Raw genomic sequence first — 20,394 nt, 5'->3', positions numbered from 1 at the left:
TATGAAGTTAGGCGTAAACATAGACCATGTAGCAGTATTAAGAGAAGCTAGAAAAGTTAATGATCCAGATATACTAAATGCTTTGTATGTTGCTTGTGCTTCTGGAGCTGACCAAATCACTATCCACTTAAGAGAAGACAGAAGACACATAAAAGATATAGATGCAAAAAACATCATGCAACTTTCACAACTTCCAGTAAACTTGGAATGTTCAATAAATAGAGATATTTTAGACATAGTAAGTGAGCTAAAACCACATCGTGCAACACTAGTTCCTGAAAAAAGAGAAGAAGTTACAACCGAAGGTGGATTAGATGTTTTTACATACAAAGATGAGATAGCTTATGCTATCGAGCAACTTCATGATTCTATCATCCCTGTTTCATTATTTGTAGATCCTAGCATCAAAGCAATGGAAGCATCTAAAGATTTAGGTGCTGAAATGGTAGAACTTCATACTGGCTCATTTGCAAATATTTTTGCGATGTTAAACTCTTCATTACCTCACTCAAATCACTCTATAAAAGAGCTTGAACTTCAGAGGTATGAGCTAGAAAGCAGGCTTGAAAAATCAATCCTAGAGATAAAAAATGCTGCCCTTCATGCTAAAAAACTAGGTCTTCAAGTAGCAGCTGGACATGGACTAAACTACAATAATGTTTCATATATGATGAATATAGAAGAAATAATAGAACTAAATATAGGACAAAGTATCATAGCAAGAAGTGTTTTTAGCGGTTTAGCAGATGCTGTAAAAGAAATGAAAAGACTTACTACTAGAAAATAAAAATATTCTTTTTGGTGAAATGCATTTTTGCATATCACCTTATTCCTAATTTTTCAAGCAAAAAGATAACACTATAATAAGCAAAAATAGTCATCAATATAGAGATAGACATACTTAAATAAAAACTAAACCCATTTTTTATAAAAATGGGAAAAGCAAGAAATAGTGTCATAGACGGAACAATAAGCCAAATAATGGAATTTGAAAATTCTACTGCAGTTTTAGTATCATTTGTATCAATATACATCCATGTCATAGCCAAGATAGATACTAAAGGTATAGCAGCTAACATTGCTCCAGCAAGGCTATGCCTTTTAGCAATTTCAGAAATCAGTACAATTAAAAGTGTAGTAATAAGTAGTTTAATTATATAATATGACAATTTATTTCCTTTTTTTTACTTATGCTAGTTATTATTTACCTGTATAGTTAGTACCTGTTATCTTGCCATAATTGCTTACAAATATATAAAGAGTTTGCTTATCTTTCTCTTTTATCTTTGAATTTTCAAAACTAACTACCCATTCATTGTTATAATTGTATTTAGTTTTTTTAATATTTGAAATTGGTATAGCTGACCAACTACTATCAATCTTTTTATTTATGATTAATCTTTTAACTTCCTGTGTGGCTATCTCTTGAACTCTCGTTTTATTTATTTCTGCTTTAATAGGTGCACTATGAGAATGTCCATGACCTCCGTGGATACCACTCGCATAAGATGCAGAGAAACCTATTGTTAATGTAATTAGTGTTACTTTAATTAATTTTTTCATTTTTTTTCCTTTATAAACTATCATGTGTATAATTTTTTTCTTTAGCTGTTTGCATATCTAAATGAATATGATAATGCTCATCTTTATTAAACCCGAACTCTTCTTCATTCGTTGTATGTAAGTAGCCGTGCAACTGCATTAGCAACAACATAAATCCTGCAAACATAAGTGCATGATTGGCTATCTTACTTAGTCTTAAAAATGATGCTGTTTTTCTCCACTGAGTCAATACAACAAGCATAACAATAAGAGCAATAATTTGCCCAACTTCTACTCCTAAATTGAAAGAGAGTATTTTTAATAACATATCTGCATTTTGCTCACCTAAAGGCAACTGTTGCAATCTTGTAGAAAGTCCAAAACCATGTATGAGTCCAAATATAAGAATCATTACTAGTAAGTTTGGAGATTTGACTCCCAAATAGCTTTGAAAACCTTTATTATTATCAAACGCTTTATAAATAACACTAATTGCAATAACTGCATCTATGAGATAATAGTTTGCAGTGATACTCATAAAAGTAGCAAATATTAAAGTGATACTATGCCCTACAGTAAAGATTGTAACAAACTTTACAATGTCCTTAGTCGTAGTAAGAAAAAATACAACTCCAAATAAGAAGAGTAAATGATCATAACCAGACAACATATGTGTTGCACCTAACCAGATATAACGAAGGTTTCCTCCGTCAATCATCGCCTGTATATCTGTTGCTGAAATACCATGTGCAAATGCAGATGTACTTAGCAAAAGAAATGAGACGAATAAAAATAATATTTTCATTTTATTCCTTTGTTTTTGTAATAATAAGTTAAGGTGAAAAATTATATTTTTGGTGGACGGAATAGTGACTGAAGTGTAGGATTTGGAATCCATGCAAAAGTTTCTAAATATCTCTGTGGAGAATTTGAAAAATCATAAAGACTTATGTGTTGCATATCTGTAAAAAAGTCTAAAAAAATCATATTTATTTGTGCATGACTATGTTTGTGTTGATGATTGTAACCATTATGGGAATGATGATGTTCATGAAGATGATATCTATCTATATAACTATGGGTATGGTCTTTTTTTAAAAAAGTTTTTGATGCATATAAACTATTCCCTACTAAATGAAAAATAATTAGAATGATAACAAGATATTTTTTTATTATGACCCTTCCTTTAATAACGACTAATCGCTGAATTATATCACAAATTAAAGAATCAATCTTTTTTTTAGACAGTATTTTTAGATACAATTTCATTATATGAAAGTAAGATTTACTACTGAAAAATATAAATATAAAAAATAATAAGAATTAAAATGCAGTATAAAGAGGTACTAAATGCAGAGTCGGAAAACCATAGCAATAAGCATAGGTGATTTAAATGGGGTTGGTATTGAGATAGCTTTGATGGCTCATGAAGAAGTTAGTAAACTTTGTAATCCTCTGTACTGCATAAACGCTTCTATGTTAAGTCAAGCTACAAAACTTCTAAACTTTAAAGTTCCAAAAAACATACAACTTCATAATGTTGATGGAGAGTTTAATATAGAGATAGGTAAAACAACAAAAGAATCTGGACTTTATTCTTATAACTCATTTATGAGTGCTATTAAACTTTGTGAAGAAAAAGAAGCAGATGCTATTGTAACTATGCCTATTCATAAAGAAGCTTGGATGATGGCAGGACTAGACTACAAAGGTCATACCGATCTACTCCGAAAATATTTTAACCAAGATGCTATTATGATGCTTGGATGCGAAAAAATGTATATAGCTCTCTTTACTGAACATATTCCACTTAAAGAAGTAGCCGCATCTGTGCAGTATGTAAGACTAAAACAATTTTTTATAAACTTACATAACTCAATAGGAGATGCTAAAGTAGCAGTTCTTGGTCTAAATCCACATGCTGGAGATAATGGAGTCTTAGGAAATGAAGAGCTTAGAATGACTAAAGCCATAAAAAGTGCAAATAAAAAAATTGGCTTTGAGCAGTTTGCAGGTCCAATAGTTCCAGATGTAGCTTTTACTCCACACTTTAGAAAAAACTATAATTATTTTGTAGCGATGTATCACGACCAAGGTTTAGCACCTCTAAAAGCACTTTACTTTGATGAAAGTATAAATATATCTTTAAACTTACCAATCATTAGAACATCAGTTGATCATGGAACTGCCTTTGACATCGCCTATAAAGGCGAAGCAAAAACTTTAAGTTATATCAATGCTGTTAAGAGTGCTATTTCATTTATAAATCCCAATAAACATTAATAAGTTTAAACGATAATAATTTTCTTTTAAGACAATTATTGCTAAACTTATATTTATAGAAGATAAATATTATCTTCTAATAAATTTTATTAAGGTAAACCATGAAAAACATAGTCATAGCTACTATAGCTACTTCATCCATTCTTATGTCTGCATCTCTTCAAACAGATGCTAAAAATGCTGGTCTCAAAGCTATTCCTACTTCTACATTAGAGCTTATGAAAATCATAGACAACCCTAAGAACCCAATAACAAATGAGAAAGTTGAACTTGGTAAAAAACTATTTTTTGACCCAAGACTCTCTAAGAGTGGTATTATCAGCTGTAACTTTTGTCATAATCTAGGTGAAGGTGGGGATGACGGTGTTGAAGCTTCTATCGGTCATAAATGGACAGCAAACCCTCACCATGTAAATGCGCCAACTGTTTACAATGCTGTATTTAACGATATTCAGTTTTGGGATGGTCGTGCAAAAGATTTAGAAGAACAAGCACAAGGTCCTATGCAAGCTCACCCTGAAATGGCTTCTACAACAGAGCATGTTGAGCGTGTTATTAACTCAATGCCTCCTTATGTAACTGAGTTTAAAAAGGCTTATGGTGAAAATGTAAAAATATCTTTTGAAAAAATTACTGATACCATCGGTCTTTATGAGAGAACTTTAGTTACTCCATCTGTATTTGATGACTTTTTAAATGGCGATAAAGATGCCCTTACTTCTAAAGAAAAAGCTGGTCTTAAAACTTTTATAAAGGTTGGTTGTGCATCTTGTCATACAGGCATTGGTCTGGGCGGAGCAATGAACGCTTTTAATGTAACAGGAACGTATAAATATCAAAATGTAGGTGATTTTAAAGGTGATAAAAACGGTATGGTCAGAGTTCCAACACTTAGAAATATTACTCAAACTGCACCTTATTACCACAATGGTAAAATCTGGAGTTTAAAAGAGGCTATCAAAGAGATGGGTAAAATCCAACTTGGAACAAAGCTATCAACAAAACAGATAGACTCTATTGAAGAGTTTTTAAAAGCACTTGAAGGTAGAAAAGATCCGGTTATTTACCCAATGCTTCCAGCTTCAACAGCTACTACACCTAAACCTGATATGAACTAAATATATAGCAACTTTTTGTTGCTATATAAGTAAGAGAGCATAACTATTATTTAGTATTACAAAGCTCAAACTTAATGTTAGTTTGAAAGCCAATAGTTACATCACTCCAAGTCTTACCTTTGTGAAGATCAAAACAAGCCTTATTGATAGAACTAAGAGCTTTAGAGGCACTAAAGTCTAAAAGGTCAATACTACCTATTGCATTAAAATCACCATTATTAAAAACATACTTCATTGGTACATTTTTAGTCACACCATTCATAGTTACTGCAACACTCATAACACCAGTTTTTGCTTTACCACGGATGCGTTTGTCTGACTTAATATCTACTATTTTAGCTGTGATATTTTTAGAACTCATTTTCTCAAAAAAGAACTTTACTAACTTAACATTTCTATCGTTATTTTTAGAGTTAACACTTGCTGTGTCAATTATTACACTTGAACCTACAAGTATCTCACGAAAGTTATTTCCTTTTGGAGCATTTGCTGTGTATTTAACACTATCAAAAGTTCCACCAACACTTAACTTTGCTGGAGTTTTATAAGCTTTCCAACTTACACTTACCGGTCCATCTTGACTTAAGATGCAAGAGCCACCTTTTGTCCCCATTTCTTCTGCACTAGATAACGAGGCAACTAAAAACAGAGAGATAAAAAATTTAATCATAATGATTCTCCTTTTAAATTACTAAAAGTATAGCTTCGTAAGGTAAATCCTAATTAAACTTTAGGGTTTAGTTTTCTTGGTTATACTCTTTAGATGAATCCCATATTATTTTTTGCAGCCTTCTCGGGTGTTTTTATTTTACTCAATATGTATATTTCAAAAAGACTTATCACTAAACTCGACATAAAACAAATCTATAAACGATATCTTCGTATCTTTTTGATTGTAAACTTCCTTGGTATTATTGCTTACATGATAGGGAGATACTACATAGATTTTCCAAATTGGCTCTATTTTATTTTTTCACTTCCTATTGGCATACTTTTTTTACTCTTTTGTACAGCTGTTATTTATGATATTTCTCGCGTACTTTTACACCACTCTCCCATTTCACAAAAAAGAAGAAATTTTTTTAAACGCTCTTTGGATATTTCATCATTTGTTGTAGCAACTTCACTTAGTGCAAGGTCTATTTATGAGGCTAAACATGTGAAACTTGAGCGAGTAAATGTAAAGATAAAAAATCTAAAAAAACCATATAAGATAGTTCAACTTAGCGACATTCATATAGGTGGACTTATTGATAAAGAGTTTGTAAAAAATATAGTTAATAGAGTAAATAAACTAGACCCTGATTTAGTTGTAATAACAGGAGATTTAGTAGATATAAATATAAAACATGCACAAACTACCCTAGATGAATTAAAATCACTAAACTCAAAATATGGAACCTTTTTCATAGTTGGAAACCATGAATATTTTCACAATATAGTAGAAATCATAAAAGCAGTAAAAGCCTTAGGCATAAGGGTTCTTGAAAATGAAAATGTATATATAGGAGATGAAAATGAAGGTTTTAATCTTGCTGGAGTTTATGATATTTTTGGTTATAAAGTTAAAACACATATACCAGATATAAACAAAGCACTAAGACATCTTAAAAAATCTCCAACCGTACTTTTAGCACATCAACCAAGATACATAGAAGAAGTAAACGATAGCGTGGATTTAATCTTAAGCGGTCATACTCATGGAGGACAACTCTATCCATTTAAACTTCTAGTAAAGATAGTTCAGCCTTACATAAGTGGTCTTCATCAACATAACAAAAACTTACAAATCTATGTAAACAAAGGAACAGGTTTTTGGGGTCCACCTATGAGATTAGGTGCTAGTAGTGAGATAACTCTTATCAATTTATCTTAAAAAGTATACTATTTTTATTATTAGACTTAACTATTTCTAAATTAAGTTCAGATGCCAAAAACTCAAATGTTTTCATGCTAAAAAAACCTATATGAGTCATGTCCTTTATATAAAACCATTTTAAAAATTTATCATCATCACTTGGGTGAAAATATGTCATAAGAAGTAGGTAGCCATCTTTGTTGAGATGTAAGAGTAGCTCTTTTAAAGTATCTAACGGATTAGCTAGATGCTCGATAACTTCAGTAGAACAAACAAGATCATACTTCTTATTTTCATATATTTTCTCAGGAAAATAAAACAAGTCATATCTGTCACATTTTATATTTTTACGCTCCAGTAATATTGGTAAAACTGCACCTTCACCACAACCAAAATCAAGTGCGGTCTTTATATCTTTTGCATCTGATGTAACAAACTCTTCTATTAGTTTCTCAAACATTTTCACATAACCAAGAGACTCTAAATTATTGTCATGATTATCATAATGCTTCCTCTCATACTCAGCATCTAGGTGATGTTTATTATCCATAAATATATAGTCACACGCTAAGCATCTATAGTAATCTTTGTTAGTTTTATTATCATTTATTATAGTTGTATTGCAGTTACATAGTTTACATTTTTTCATAAGATATTTTATCTTCTTTTGTTATAATTACACATCAAAAAAGGAATGTTTAATTATGAAAAAACTACTACTTTCAGGTTTATTATTAGTTTCATCTACTCTATTTGCCCAGCATATTTTTGTAGATAAGAGTACATCTTTAGTCTGGCAAGACCATCAAGACAACTATAAGCTATCTATCACTTACTATCAGTCCCAAGAATATTGCTCCAAGCTAGTTATAGGAAAGTACAACAACTTTCGTATGCCAACACTAAGAGAGCTTCAAAGTATTGTAGATTATAAAAAGTTTGATCCTGCTATCAAAAAAGGTTTTGACTATGTTAGTAATGAGTACTACTGGTCTACAACACCATTTGCCGATGATAACAAAATAGTATGGCTAATCAACTTTAAAAAAGGTGAAAGAACAGTAAAAGACATGCACTACGACAGACATATCAGATGCGTTCAAAGCTCAAAATAGTACAACTATTTCTACTACTTCTTCTTTTTGAGAATCTCCATGCTCTGCGACCTACCGCAGTAGCTGGGTCGTTTTACATAGACAACAAATCCAAACTCCAAACAGAAGTAAAAACACATCTAAAAAATGCTAAAACATTTGAACTTCAAGAGATAAATGCACTTATAGTTCCTCATGCAGGTTATATCTTCTCGGCCAATGTAGCATCTACTGCCTACAAAACTCTAAACAAAAGATACAAAAATATTTTCCTTATAGGTTCTAGCCACTATGTAAATTTTAACGGTGCATCTGTTTATAACATAGGAGACTATAAAACACCGCTTGGAAATGTAAGAGTAAATAAAACTCTAGCATCTAAGCTCATTCAAGATTCTAAGTATTTCACTTTTACTCCAGATGCACATAAAAAAGAGCATTCATTAGAAGTACAACTTCCTTTTTTACAAACACTTTATGGTGAAAATATAAATATAATCCCTATTATCATAGCTACTTCAAATCTTGAAACCATCAAATCAATAGCAAAGAGTTTATCACCCCACTTTAATGATGATAATCTTTTTATAATCAGCACAGACCTATCTCATTATCCTACATTTAAAGATGCAAATATTGTAGATAAAAATATACTGAACTCACTTACAAAAAATAACCCACAAAAGTTCATAGATGCTTTAGCAAAAAACAAAGAAGCAAAGATAGATGCACTTCAAACTTCAGCCTGTGGGTGGAGTTCACTTCTTACACTTCTTTATATGACACAAGATAAAGCTTACAAGTATGATAAATTAGAATATAAAAACTCAGCACATAGTAAATATGGAGATAAAAAAAGGGTTGTCGGTTATGGAGCTATGAGAGTTTACAAATCAGATGAATTTTTTCTAACTTCACAAGAAAAACAAGAGCTACTTCGTATTGCCAATATGTCTCTTTATCAAGCCATAAAAAATGAAAAACGATTAGTCATAGATGCGAGTAAAATATCTCCTAAACTAAAACAACCTTTAGGAGCATTTGTGACTCTACATAAAGACAATAAACTTAGGGGTTGCATCGGTACATTTGAACCTGACGAAGCACTCTACAAGGTCATTATCGACATGACAATTGCATCTGCTCTTAATGACAGCAGGTTTAAAGAAGTGCGTCCAAATGAGCTTAAAAATATAGACATAGAGATATCAGTTCTTACGCCAAGGAAAAAAATCTCTTCACTAGATGAAATAGTCATAGGGAAACATGGCATCTATATAAAAAAAGGCTCTAAAACAGGAACATTTCTACCTCATGTCGCAACACAAATGAAATGGAATGTAGAAGAGTTTGTAGGTAAGTGTTCAGAAGAAAAAGTAGGTATTGGTTTTCATGGATACAAAAATGCTGAGCTTTTTATATACGAAGCTATAGTTTTTGATGAAAAAGAACTCCAGAAATAAAAAGTCATGCTTAAGCATTGGGATTTCAACAGACATTTTAGATACATTTTTTCAAATGATATAAAGACAATTCATACATGAAAGTACAACTATTTTAAAGTTTATTCAATATTACTATGATAGTTAGCATTTAAAAACTAAAAAAAAAGAGACTCTTCGCTACTCATATATCAGCCATCACGATAATAAACCAAGCTATAATAAATGCCTAAAACCATGCTATAACCAAGCGTAATGGAAATATTTAACAAAAATCATTAAATCAAAAATAGATTATTTTGTCATTTTAACATGAGTACTCAATTAATAAATTATTAAGAGACAATTTGGTATCATTTTGGTATCATTTGATAATAAGGAAAAACACATGAACAAGGATAAATACATGAACATCAAAAGAATAATTTTCATTAGTACTCTAATCTCAACTCTATTATCTGCCCAAGAAGCTTCAAAATATTATGCTTCTATAGAATCAGGCTTCGCAAATATAGCATTTGTTAAAAATCATTTTTTTGCTAGCCGTGGAGAGAGGAATTATGAAAGAAAATCAAATTTAAATACTGATTTTGATATAGCAAATGGAAACTCTTTCGCTGTTACATTTGGAACTAATTTTCCTCTTACTTTTGCAGGTGCAAATAGCATGAAAATTTATACTAAAGTATGGCATATGGCTGCCAAAGCATCAAGTTCTAGTAATTTCAAGGACAATGGTCCAAATGAACAATATGGGTGGATAATGCTTGATAACTCAAAGGGTGTTGGGACAATAACAACAAACAATGTATTAAAAACTAATATTGAGCAAGATCTTAAGTATTGGGGTGCTGATATATTATTTTCTTTGGAGTATACACTAGGAGAGGATGCTTATTTTAGTATTTTTGCTGGGCCATCATATAGATCAAACCATAAAGATACTAATATTAAGGGTAACTTCATGGGTGACAGTCCAACGGTTAACTTAAAAGAAAAAATATCTGAAAACTTGTTTGGGGCTAAACTTGGTATAAATTATAATCTTAAATTTAAAAAGAAATGGTTGCTAAATATGGATTTTGCAATTTCTCAATATCGTAAATTTGCGACATACAAAGGAGCTTATACACACTACTTTGCTCCGAATTATACTAATATTAATAGAAAATTGAGTGACACACAAAGTTCAAGCGGAGTTGATTTAGGTATTCAGGTAGGCTATAAGCTTACTAAACAGACTTATATATCTATATATGCAAACTATAACTATCTTTCCAATGTCACTCAAGTAAGCTATGGCTCTTCTCTTCAAACTGACCCTACGGCTAGTGTACTATCACTCGTAAATGATAAGCAATTTAGTTCAGTACATGGATTAAAACTTAATTATATGTTTTAATATTCTTTGATGAAGTTATTTATTTAAATTAGAGTCTCAATATCAACTAATTCCACGCGACTACAATCTTTTTTAAATAACTTTCTTGAAGTTGCATCTTCCTCAGCTAAAACAAGTATATCTGCGAAATCATCTTTAGATACTTCAAAAGTATATAACTCTTTAGTAGTTTCTACTCTAAAAAACTCTTCTTTAGCATCTGTGTTTAGTTCAATATTTCTAAGACCTTTTGCAAACTCACTTTTAATTGCTTTAGATACTTTCTCATTCAACAGCAGTTCTTGAAGTGTAACATTCATGTTCAAATCTGAATCACACAGTATTTTATAGCTTACGATTATATTTCCATTCATAACAAGTTCCTTTCTATCTATTATTATTTCTTTTTAAAAATAAGAAGTGTCTTATCCTCAGTATCATAAAGAGAAAATATTTGCTTATCTATTAGTTTTAAAGATGCAAGTTTTTGAAAAGTTTTTATTTTATGGAAATACTGAACAATAGTATCTTGATACTTTTTATATTCAGAATCATTCTTCTCAAATAGAGTAAATTTTGTGTGAAGTTCATCATTTGTAAACTGGGCATCTACAACTAAAAATTCATTCTCATTTTCACTACTCATAGTACCTTCTGCAACATCACTAAAACCATACAAAGTATTTATATCAGCTATAAATACTCCATCATCGTTTAGTCTATTTGAAATAGCATCTAAGAACTCAAGTAAAGAATCTTTGTTCATAAAGTTTAACACATCAAATATACAAACAATAGCGTCATATTTTCCACTTGCATCTTTAGCATCTATGCACTTAGCATCTAAGCCTTGCGTTTTGCACTCATCAACCATAATAGGACTAAGGTCAATCCCTTTGCACTCAACGCCATCACTAATCATGCGTTTAATAAAACCACCACGACCACAGCCAACATCTAAAAGAGTTTTAACTTTATACTCATCAAGTTCTGAGCGATAAAGATCATAAAGTGCTTCTGTAGCTTCTTCTATCCCTAGTAGATGCTCAGCTTTCGCGTAGAGGTCTAAGTTAGTCATTTTCTGCTTTAATAACTTCATTTATTTTTTCATATATATCTAAAACTTCATCTTTTTTAGCGATGTAACTATTTTTATTTGCAATCAAGTAAGTTGAAGAAGTCATAATATCCTCAACTACTTCTAAGCCATTTTGTTTCATAGTCGCACCTGTTTCAACAACATCAACTATCATATCAGCAAGACCGATAATAGGAGCAAGTTCTATAGAACCATATAGTTTAATAATATCAACAGAAACTGCTCTTTCTTCAAAATAGCGTTTAGTAATGTTTACCATCTTTGAAGCAACTTTTATATCTGGCTTGTTCAGGTCAAGTTTTTCACCCTTTTTCATACCGATAGAAACTTTACAAATTCCACGCTTTAAATCAAGCAGACGAATAACATCTAAGCCTTGTTCTTCTAAAGTATCAAGCCCAACAACACCAATATCAGCAGCCTGATGAAAAACATAAGTCGCTACATCTTGATTTCTAACAAGTAAAAAACGGAAATCTGGAGTATCTAAGATAAGCTTTCTATCATCAAACTTAAAACTATCACCAAAAATAGTTTCAAAAATTTCTAAAGTTTCTTTGGCTATACGACCTTTTGGAAGTGCTACTGTAAGCATTTATAACGACCTTATATGTATTATAATTTTTGATATTTTACCTAAAAATTGCTCAAAGTTTTATGATAGGGTATAATCTGTTCCATGAAAAAAGATTTTTTTACTATATTTATAGCAATATTTATCCCTTTAGTTTTTTTTAGTGGCTGTTCTACAATGGTGCAAGACCAAGCTATACAACAAAATAAAAACCTAGAAATCTCCATGCATCCGACTAGATACAACAGAATCAAATCAACCCCAGAAGCTGACTATTACAACAATATATGGGCAGGTAAAAAAGGTAGAAGTATCGCTTTAAAAAAAGGAAACTACAAATATATACTTAATATTTTTAAAAAACATTGTAATTTTAATGAAAAAGACTTACTAGAAACTCGTTTGGTTTCACATGAAGATAATGTCTATTATGAAGTTTGGGTGTTCAAAGACTCTCTCTCTCAAAGAGAACCAAAAGAGTCTGGCATCTCCGTAATTTTCACAGAACAAAAAAACAAATATAAAAATGGAGTTGTTTTAAACTTCATAGGAAGTTGCCACACCCCACCTTTTAACATGACTTTTAAAAAGATTGAAAAGTAAGCAAACCCTTAATTCTCAACTTTTTGTTATATAGTGTGTTCCTTTTAGTTACAAATATGAGTACTTATTACATAATATAAAGAAATGTTTGTGAGTGTTCCGATTTACAGTTAATATAAGAAGATTAATAAATTGAGTGCATACTGTAATAAAAGGAAAAACATGGGAAATGCGTATATAGTTGTAGAAGAAGGTGTTATCAAGTGTGAACATGGTGGGAAGGTTATATTGGTATCTACTGTTCCAAACCATGTTATAGGAGGAAAAAAGCCTCTTTTTGATAAAGACCTCCTCAACGCAGCTATATCAGGATGCCCAAATCCTTCTACTAATGGTGGACCATGTACAAAGGTTGTAGCTATAAGTTCTGCTGTAACAGAAAGTAATGTTTCCAATAACGGAACTAACTATCTTCTACGAACAGATGGATGTAAAACTGACAAAGGTGTTGCCCTCATTCTTAGCAATCCAGGACAAGGAAATACTAGAATATCTGTAAAGTCAAGTGGAAGCTCTCAGGACATAACCATAAAGGCTTTAGAAGATGCACAACTTGAAACATCAATAAACATAGCTAAAGAGAGACATCGCATCTACCCTTTAAGAAAAAGCTCTGAAGAAGTAAGAGCCTTAAGAGGAGCAAGAGACTTTAGACTACTATCAGACTACTACTCTGTGGCAAATGGAACTTATAAAAATGACAAACTTGTTACCTATACAGAGGCTTATCTTTATGTAACAGATATAAGTAAAGATGAGACTAAAGAGTATAAAGTCGTAAATCGTGGAGACCTCTTTAATCCACAGATGTATTATGTGCAGTTTAAAGATACACAGACTAAAGTCCTTCGCCGTTATATTCCCTTTTATGAAGAAAGTGGAGATTTAGAGTTTGTTTATAGTAATGTGAAACTAACTGATAAAGATAGAGCAAAGTTCACAACAACCCGTATAACAATAGAAAGTAAAAAGAATAGTTGCATCTTTCATCACAAAGAGTACTCTAAAAATATAAAACTTTCAGAAAAAGTATTTAAAAAACATATCTACTCCGCTAAAGATATAAAAGAAAATAGCAAATCAAGAAAATATCTCTCAACAATCATCTTTTTAGATGACCCAGTAGGAGAAGTAGAAGACTTATATAATGAGTATGAGTTCTCTTATAGCTACCACTATGGACAAAATAAATCCATCATAGATGACTTAAGAGCTAAAAACCAGTACCCTTATGCCGTAGCTGACTTGTTAGAGTACTTGTACGTAGATGAAAAAGAACAAACTATATATGATGAACAGATAGAAGAACTTAAAACACAGTATGAGATTTTACTAGATGGTGTTCAAAAACTAGGCTCTCATGTTGTTGAAAATATGATAGGTTTAAACTTAGGTTCTTTTATAGACTATAAAACAGCAAAAGATTATATGGATGAAGTTAAGTTTATAGATAAGGGGTTTTTTAAAAGAGTAAGTAAAAATGGAATTTATAATGAAAAATATTTTAGAGTTTATATAGAAAAGCTCGTATACTTTTATGCACAAGATGAAGACAAATCGGAATATTCTCGTGGCTTTAACTCTAAAGACCTCTTTCTTCAAGGAAAAGGATATCTTCCAAAAGGTAAAGAGAATGCATCTGATGCTTTAGCTTATGTAACTTTTACACTTTGTTATAGTCCTAAACATAAAGAGAAGTTAGAAGAGTTCCCAGAGCTAAAAGCTGCAAGTGAGACTTTTTACTATCTACTTAAAAATGCAAAAGCACTTCCACAAATAAATGAAAAAACTAAAGAAGATATCTTCGATGAAATGAAGTATCAAAAAGACTTTATAGATATGATAACAGGTAAAGATTCTCTTCTTGGTGAGTTTGAAAACCTTGATAATTACCTCAAAGAAATAGCATTTAACCCTAAAGCGGCTTCAAGTGAAAAAGCTAAAAAAGCTTATGGGTTTAAATCACTAAAAGCTGGTAGTTCTGCACAAGAAATTTTTTACAAAAAAGATATAAAAAATCCTCAAGAGATACTAAAAGATGTAGCTACTTCTTTAAAAAACAAAGAGCTAAGTAGTGTGTTAGATGCATACAAGAGTATAGAAGAGTTTGATAGCGATGAAGATAAACATAACTACTATCACTATCTCTTAAACCTTAGTTATGTACTCATTGCTCCTCGTGCTAAACTAGATGCAGAGACACAAGAAGTCTCACTCTTTAACAATGATAATAAAGCTATCCAAACTATCATACTGCATCTAACAAATGCCATGAACTCCTTAGGAGAAGAAAAAGCACAAGCACTACATGATGAACCTATAAAGCAATACTACCTTGAGATGCTGTTTGCTCTTATAACTCACGCTAAAGTAGAAAAACCAAACTATAAGTATGACTCGTTTGATAAGAAAGGTTCTTTGTTTGGTGTTCTCTCAAGTGGAGTAAGACAAGACAAAGGAAGAGAAGCAAACCTCAGTAGCTTTTTAGAGAGCTTTAGTGTAGAAGAAAAAAAACAAGAGATAAACACTTCAAATATCAATGACCAAAACTACGATAACGCTCTAAAACTAAAAACAGACTCAACAACTCTATATGAAAAACTTAAAAAGATAGATGGGATAAGCTCTTATGTTAGTAAGTTTGATGAGTCTGTGGATGACTTTGGTGGAAAAGATTCAGAACTTAACAAAAAATTCCAAGCACTCAGAAAAACTACTGCCTACAAATCTCTCCTAGCATCCAGCAAAGTCCTTTCCTTTTTCATGGTAGCAGGAAACATAGCAGAGTTTACCCAAGGTAAAAAAAGAATAAACCTTACAAACCTAGTAAACTTTGCAGGAGACCTTATGAGTGTTTCAGGAACTGTTGTAAACATAGCTAGAGACCCAGTGGTTAAACTTACTATACCAGGAACAAGAGGACTCTCAAGAGTAACTGTTCCCGAGAGCCTAGAGCATGTTGCTAAACTAAACAAGATCGTCTCTGCATCTACTATGAAAGTCATAGCTAGGTTTGGTCTTATAGGTCCTATGGTAGGAGCTGTAAATGAGCTAAGTGAGATAAGTCTAGAAAATAACAAAGACTACTTCATAGCAGTGGGTGCTAAAAATGCCATCTACCTAGGACTTCTCTTTTCTCCTGCCTTAGTTGCATTTGGCGCAGTCGTCCTTACAGAGATAGTATGGTACTTCCTAAAAGACTCCATAGAGAATTCTAAAATGGAACTCTACCTTTATGATAGTCTACTTTTTAACACTACACAACATAATGACAAGCATTTCTTTAACGAGATAGAATCTAGCAAAAGTTATAGAGCAAGTATATTTTTAGAGGCACTAAAAAGCTCAAATAAAGTTTTTAAACTTGAAGATAAAGATATAGCATCTTCTGAACTAAAAGGTTTTTCAAGTTCTAAAGAGATAAGAGAGTTTATAGCAGATAACTATGATACTCACTCAAGCATAATAGATACAGCGATGCTAAGTGAACTCTCACAACTAAAGTCAGTGCTATATGGTTATAGTGTAAAAAAAGAAGAAATACACAACAATATCATAAGACTACAAGCAGCAGGTGTAAGCATAAACCTACATTCGCCAAACTCCATAAAACTCTCAGAGTCTCTCTATAGAGATGTAGATGAAGTTTACCTCTCTTACACTAAACTACAGCCCAATGATAAACAAGAGCAGTATGTACAGAAGATACAAAAAGCTAAAACATATGATGTAACAGGACATATAGCACGAACAAGTAAAGTATTTGAGATACAAGCTGAGGCTATAGGACTTCCTTATAAGACAGATATAGAAAAAAAGATGTGGATGCAGTCAGCATCTCAATCAACTATAATGAGACAAATGCTAGAAGATGTAGCCATAATATTTAAATCAGAGAATGTAACAATTAAATACGAGATAGAATATAACGTATACTTTCAATCAGCAAATAACTACGCAGAGATAAAAGAACTTAAATCTTCTTCCCTAACACAAGAAGACTACAAATGTATAAAGGAACTAGATGCTTAAGCACATACTACTAAGCTTTTTACTACTAACAACAACACTACTCGCAGAAGATGCAAGACTAAACCACTATAGAGATGCTACAAAGTGGGAGAAAGATGCCAATACAAATGCTGACTCGGCGTTTAACTTAGGTGTTACTTACCATAAAAAAATCAAGGATTATGATAAGGCTATTTACTGGTATAAAAAAGCTTATAAGCTAGATAAAGGTAATGATGTAGCGAATAATCTTGGATATCTTTATGATGATATTAAAAAATATGATGATGCTATAAAATGGTATAAAGTTGGCATAGAACAAGGAGATGCAGACTCTTCTTTTAACCTTGCTCTTCTATATAAACGAAAAATAAAAGACTACCCAAACGCAATAAAATACTATACAAAAGCTTATGAAATGGGAGAAAGTGGGGGGGCTTTTAACTTGGCTATGCTATATGAAGAAAGCCTAAAAGACTACCCAAACGCAATAAAATACTACACAAAAGCTTATAAAATGGGAGATATGGGGGGGGCTAATAGCTTAGGCTACCTTTATGAACACAATTTAAAAGATACAAAAAATGCAGAACTTTGGTATAAAATAGCCGTTAGTAAAAATAATAAAAGAGCTATTGGAAATTTAGCAAAACTCTATAATAAACAAAATAAAAAAGAGTTAGGAAGTGCTTATATGATTTCTCTTATCAACAATGGATACACAAAATCTAAAGTTCTCACTTATCTAAAAACCAAATGGAAACTAACAGACAAAGAACTTCAAAAAGCCTACAAACTCCAACTAAAACTAGACATCCCTAAACATTACCGAGGCAATATAAACTAAGTTTATGTCAATACTCTCAAATATATTTATAAATTAAGGAATTTCCATGAAATATGTTAAACAAAAGTTATCCCTACCAAATAGTCACTTAGTGATTATGAGCATAATTATAATATTGATGGTAGAACAATTTGCAGTCAATTATTTTTATAATACTTTAAGTAATACTACTTATTTAATCAATATATTATTTTATAAAACTATTATATTATCAATATTCTGTTTTTTCATTTTTTCATTTTATAGCACTAAAAGATATAATATTAAATATTTTCTTATTATATCTTTATTGAGTATGATACTACCATTATTGGATATATTATTGAGCATCTTTGAAATGGTAGATTATTTTATGAAGTTAGATATATTTAATCAACAGTTAAATACTATCATAATGATTATAGGAGATATCGTTATACAATTTCATATTCTTAAGCTACCTTTGATTATATTGGCGAGTGCTTTTTTAATAAAAGATAATTATAAAATGATGCAAAATATATCAATCATAATACTTATAATTTTAACAAATATTACTATGTTTACCTTGTTAGATAGATTAGATTATACTCTTATATCGGAACTCTATGTTCCAAAGATTTATATCGAAGAACTATTTCTATTAGTATTATTTATATTTACTTTTGGATTGTTTAAAGATTATAAAAATAGTTTGAATCCTAAAATAGATATTGAACGTAAAAAACAAAATATTTATACATATGTTGATAACAATGGTATAGAAAAATATTTTTCATGTTCAGGACGTGTAACAAGAAGAGAATATTGGCTTTTTATTTTAATAATTAGTATTGTTTTTACTGTAATTACTATAGGGTTATTAAGTAAGATAATTAGCCCAATAATATTTGGAATAGTGCTTTTTGTAGGAGTAATTATTAATGTTAATATGAATACTAAACGTTTACATGATGTTGGTATTAGTGGATGGTACCAAGTGATAAGTTTAATCCCGATTATAGGTCAAGGTATTTTATTTTGGAGATATATTCAGCCAACTAACAAAATACAGATAAAGGAACTAGATGCTTAAAACTATACTACTAAGTTTTATACTACTAACAACACTACTCGCAAAAGATGCAAGACTAAACCACTATAGAGATGCTGTAAAGTGGGAGAAAGATGCCAATACAAATGCTGACACGGCGTTTAACTTAGGTGTGCTTTATCATAAGAATATTAAAGATTATGATAAGGCTGTTTATTGGTATAAGAAAGCTTATGGGATGAAAGGACAAGAAGCTTCTATAAGTGCTTCAAGTAATTTAGGATACTTATACAAATATCAAAAAAAATATGACTTAGCATTAAAATGGTATACAATAGCTATGAAAAAAAATGATAGAGACGCAACTTTCAACTTAGGTCTTCTTTATAAAAATAAACTCAAAGACTACCCAAACGCAATAAAATACTACACAAAAGCTTATAAAATGGGAGAAATGGGGGGGGCTTTAAATTTAGCTCATTTATATGAAAGTATATTAAAGCAACCCGAGAAAGCCATGATTTGGTATAAAAAAGCAGCAAAAGGCGGTTATGTAGATGCTATAAAAGATTTAGCACATATCGCTCATGAGAAAAATAATAATATAGAAGGTGGGGCTTACTTCATAGCCCTAATAAACATAAAATACTCAAAACAAAAAGTTATAAAGTTTCTAAAAAACAAATGGAAACTAACAGACAAAGAACTTCAAAAAGCCTACAAACTCCAACTAAAACTAGACATCCCTAAACATTACAGAGGTGGCATTTAAATAGATGTCAGTTTTACCAAGATATGATAAACTTATTACCTATTCAGAGTCTTATCTTTATGTAACAGATATAAGTAAAGATGAGACTAAAGAGTATAAAGTCGTAAATCGTGGAGACCTCTTTAATCCACAGATGTATTATGTGCAGTTTAAAGATACACAGACTAAAGTCCTTCGCCGTTATATTCCCTTTTATGAAGAAAGTGGAGATTTAGAGTTTGTTTATAGTAATGTGAAACTAACTGATAAAGATAGAGCAAAGTTCACAACAACCCGCATAACAATAGAAAGTAAAAAGAATAGTTGCATCTTTCATCACAAAGAGTACTCTAAAAATATAAAACTTTCAGAAAAAATATTTAAAAAACATATCTACTCCGCTAAAGATATTAAAGAAAATAGTAAATCAAGAAAGTATCTCTCAACAATCATCTTTTTAGATGACCCAGTAGGAGAAGTAGAAGACTTATATAATGAGTATGAGTTCTCTTATCATAGACACTATGGTATGAATAAATCCATCATAGATGCTATAAAAGAAAAAAATCAATATGCTTATACAATAGCTGAAATACTAGACTATCTATATGTAAATACTTCAGAACAAAAACTCTATGATAAACAAAGAGATGAGTTAAGAGAGCAGTATATACTCTTAGCAGATGAACTTAAGATGTTTATACTACCCCAAGAAAATCAAACAACTATTTCTAAAGTTTAATTCTTAAAAGAGTAAAATTAAACAATAAAAATAGAAG

Annotated in this window: 23 protein-coding genes; 14 read left to right on the top strand and 9 right to left on the bottom strand. The window is 31.0% G+C overall.

The annotated features are described in order from the left end of the window. Position 1: 1 nt before the first annotated feature. Positions 2 to 787 carry a pyridoxine 5'-phosphate synthase gene (locus tag MOV42_RS05875; RefSeq protein WP_324172843.1) on the top strand — a complete coding sequence of 262 codons (786 nt, stop codon included), beginning with the start codon at positions 2 to 4 and terminating at the stop codon, positions 785 to 787. Between the two features lie 34 nt (positions 788 to 821). Here MOV42_RS05875 and MOV42_RS05870 read toward each other — a convergent pair whose 3' ends face one another. The 4 genes from MOV42_RS05870 to MOV42_RS05855 are packed head-to-tail and all read right to left on the bottom strand — an operon-like array spanning position 822 to position 2,529. Beyond that, positions 822 to 1,169: a DUF3147 family protein gene (locus MOV42_RS05870; RefSeq protein ID WP_324172842.1), complete on the bottom strand. Its 348-nt coding sequence runs from the start codon at positions 1,167 to 1,169 to the stop codon at positions 822 to 824. Positions 1,170 to 1,200: 31 nt separating this feature from the next. Beyond that, positions 1,201 to 1,563, bottom strand: a complete 363-nt coding sequence (locus MOV42_RS05865) for a DUF6488 family protein (RefSeq protein ID WP_324172841.1) — start codon at positions 1,561 to 1,563, stop codon at positions 1,201 to 1,203. 10 nt (positions 1,564 to 1,573) lie between these two features. Beyond that, the gene (locus MOV42_RS05860) at positions 1,574 to 2,347 is read right to left on the bottom strand and encodes a HupE/UreJ family protein (protein ID WP_324172840.1); all 774 of its coding nucleotides are present in this window, start codon (positions 2,345 to 2,347) and stop codon (positions 1,574 to 1,576) included. A gap of 41 nt (positions 2,348 to 2,388) precedes the next feature. Further along, positions 2,389 to 2,529, bottom strand: coding sequence for a hypothetical protein (locus MOV42_RS05855; protein WP_324172839.1), 141 nt, complete (start codon positions 2,527 to 2,529; stop codon positions 2,389 to 2,391). Between the two features lie 8 nt (positions 2,530 to 2,537). Here MOV42_RS05855 and MOV42_RS05850 point away from each other — a divergent pair, with 8 nt between their 5' ends. The 3 genes from MOV42_RS05850 to MOV42_RS05840 all read left to right on the top strand — a co-directional run bounded on the left by MOV42_RS05850 (position 2,538) and on the right by MOV42_RS05840 (position 4,943). Further along, on the top strand, positions 2,538 to 2,687 hold the full coding sequence (locus MOV42_RS05850) for a hypothetical protein (protein ID WP_324172838.1): 150 nt from the start codon (positions 2,538 to 2,540) through the stop codon (positions 2,685 to 2,687). Positions 2,688 to 2,892: 205 nt separating this feature from the next. Further along, positions 2,893 to 3,825, top strand: a complete 933-nt coding sequence (gene pdxA / locus MOV42_RS05845; protein ID WP_324172837.1) for a 4-hydroxythreonine-4-phosphate dehydrogenase — start codon at positions 2,893 to 2,895, stop codon at positions 3,823 to 3,825. Positions 3,826 to 3,926: 101 nt separating this feature from the next. Further along, positions 3,927 to 4,943 (top strand): cytochrome-c peroxidase, encoded by a 1,017-nt coding sequence (locus tag MOV42_RS05840; RefSeq protein WP_324172836.1) that lies wholly within the window; start codon positions 3,927 to 3,929, stop codon positions 4,941 to 4,943. A 46-nt stretch (positions 4,944 to 4,989) separates the two neighbouring features. On the opposite strand, the gene MOV42_RS05835 is transcribed toward MOV42_RS05840, so the two are convergent. Beyond that, complete coding sequence (locus MOV42_RS05835) at positions 4,990 to 5,613, bottom strand: YceI family protein (protein ID WP_324172835.1); 624 nt, start codon at positions 5,611 to 5,613, stop codon at positions 4,990 to 4,992. A gap of 93 nt (positions 5,614 to 5,706) precedes the next feature. On the opposite strand from MOV42_RS05835, the gene MOV42_RS05830 reads away from it, so the two are divergent. After that, on the top strand, positions 5,707 to 6,819 hold the full coding sequence (locus MOV42_RS05830) for a metallophosphoesterase (protein ID WP_324172834.1): 1,113 nt from the start codon (positions 5,707 to 5,709) through the stop codon (positions 6,817 to 6,819). Here MOV42_RS05830 and MOV42_RS05825 read toward each other — a convergent pair. After that, positions 6,806 to 7,450, bottom strand: a complete 645-nt coding sequence (locus MOV42_RS05825; protein WP_324172833.1) for a class I SAM-dependent methyltransferase — start codon at positions 7,448 to 7,450, stop codon at positions 6,806 to 6,808. The two genes, MOV42_RS05830 and MOV42_RS05825, sit on opposite strands and share 14 nt — an antisense overlap. 55 nt (positions 7,451 to 7,505) lie before the next feature. Between MOV42_RS05825 and MOV42_RS05820 the strand changes: the two genes are divergently transcribed. From MOV42_RS05820 to MOV42_RS05810, 3 genes are all read left to right on the top strand, one after another. Continuing rightward, positions 7,506 to 7,916: a DUF1566 domain-containing protein gene (locus MOV42_RS05820; protein WP_324172832.1), complete on the top strand. Its 411-nt coding sequence runs from the start codon at positions 7,506 to 7,508 to the stop codon at positions 7,914 to 7,916. Further along, the gene (gene amrB, locus MOV42_RS05815; protein WP_324172831.1) at positions 7,895 to 9,358 is read left to right on the top strand and encodes an AmmeMemoRadiSam system protein B; all 1,464 of its coding nucleotides are present in this window, start codon (positions 7,895 to 7,897) and stop codon (positions 9,356 to 9,358) included. Before MOV42_RS05820 ends, amrB begins: the two co-directional genes overlap by 22 nt. Positions 9,359 to 9,725: 367 nt before the next feature. Beyond that, positions 9,726 to 10,739, top strand: coding sequence for a hypothetical protein (locus tag MOV42_RS05810; RefSeq protein ID WP_324172830.1), 1,014 nt, complete (start codon positions 9,726 to 9,728; stop codon positions 10,737 to 10,739). A 23-nt stretch (positions 10,740 to 10,762) separates the two neighbouring features. Here MOV42_RS05810 and MOV42_RS05805 read toward each other — a convergent pair whose 3' ends face one another. Genes MOV42_RS05805 through hisG form a run of 3 tightly spaced genes read right to left on the bottom strand, consistent with a single transcriptional unit; the run spans position 10,763 to position 12,412 of the window. Further along, complete coding sequence (locus MOV42_RS05805) at positions 10,763 to 11,092, bottom strand: hypothetical protein (RefSeq protein WP_324172829.1); 330 nt, start codon at positions 11,090 to 11,092, stop codon at positions 10,763 to 10,765. Positions 11,093 to 11,115: 23 nt separating this feature from the next. After that, complete coding sequence (locus MOV42_RS05800) at positions 11,116 to 11,796, bottom strand: class I SAM-dependent methyltransferase (RefSeq protein ID WP_324172828.1); 681 nt, start codon at positions 11,794 to 11,796, stop codon at positions 11,116 to 11,118. Continuing rightward, the gene (gene hisG, locus MOV42_RS05795; RefSeq protein WP_324172827.1) at positions 11,789 to 12,412 is read right to left on the bottom strand and encodes an ATP phosphoribosyltransferase; all 624 of its coding nucleotides are present in this window, start codon (positions 12,410 to 12,412) and stop codon (positions 11,789 to 11,791) included. The genes MOV42_RS05800 and hisG overlap by 8 nt, the downstream gene beginning before the upstream one ends. Positions 12,413 to 12,496: 84 nt before the next feature. Here hisG and MOV42_RS05790 point away from each other — a divergent pair, with 84 nt between their 5' ends. From MOV42_RS05790 to MOV42_RS05765, 6 genes are all read left to right on the top strand, one after another. Next, positions 12,497 to 12,994 carry a hypothetical protein gene (locus MOV42_RS05790; protein ID WP_324172826.1) on the top strand — a complete coding sequence of 166 codons (498 nt, stop codon included), beginning with the start codon at positions 12,497 to 12,499 and terminating at the stop codon, positions 12,992 to 12,994. A 162-nt stretch (positions 12,995 to 13,156) separates the two neighbouring features. Next, positions 13,157 to 17,026 carry a hypothetical protein gene (locus MOV42_RS05785; protein ID WP_324172825.1) on the top strand — a complete coding sequence of 1,290 codons (3,870 nt, stop codon included), beginning with the start codon at positions 13,157 to 13,159 and terminating at the stop codon, positions 17,024 to 17,026. Continuing rightward, on the top strand, positions 17,019 to 17,852 hold the full coding sequence (locus tag MOV42_RS05780) for a tetratricopeptide repeat protein (RefSeq protein ID WP_324172824.1): 834 nt from the start codon (positions 17,019 to 17,021) through the stop codon (positions 17,850 to 17,852). Before MOV42_RS05785 ends, MOV42_RS05780 begins: the two co-directional genes overlap by 8 nt. A 46-nt stretch (positions 17,853 to 17,898) precedes the next feature. Beyond that, positions 17,899 to 18,906: a DUF805 domain-containing protein gene (locus tag MOV42_RS05775; protein ID WP_324172823.1), complete on the top strand. Its 1,008-nt coding sequence runs from the start codon at positions 17,899 to 17,901 to the stop codon at positions 18,904 to 18,906. Next, a complete protein-coding gene (locus tag MOV42_RS05770; RefSeq protein WP_324172822.1) occupies positions 18,899 to 19,636 on the top strand; it encodes a tetratricopeptide repeat protein in 738 nt (245 codons plus the stop codon). The genes MOV42_RS05775 and MOV42_RS05770 overlap by 8 nt, the downstream gene beginning before the upstream one ends. A 4-nt stretch (positions 19,637 to 19,640) precedes the next feature. Next, positions 19,641 to 20,357, top strand: coding sequence for a hypothetical protein (locus MOV42_RS05765; RefSeq protein WP_324172821.1), 717 nt, complete (start codon positions 19,641 to 19,643; stop codon positions 20,355 to 20,357). The last annotated feature ends 37 nt before the right edge of the window (positions 20,358 to 20,394 follow it).

This window comes from Sulfurimonas sp., from assembly GCF_029027405.1.
Taxonomy (GTDB): Bacteria; Campylobacterota; Campylobacteria; order Campylobacterales; family Sulfurimonadaceae; genus Sulfurimonas.
This window is presented reverse-complemented; position numbering and strand designations above follow the sequence as displayed.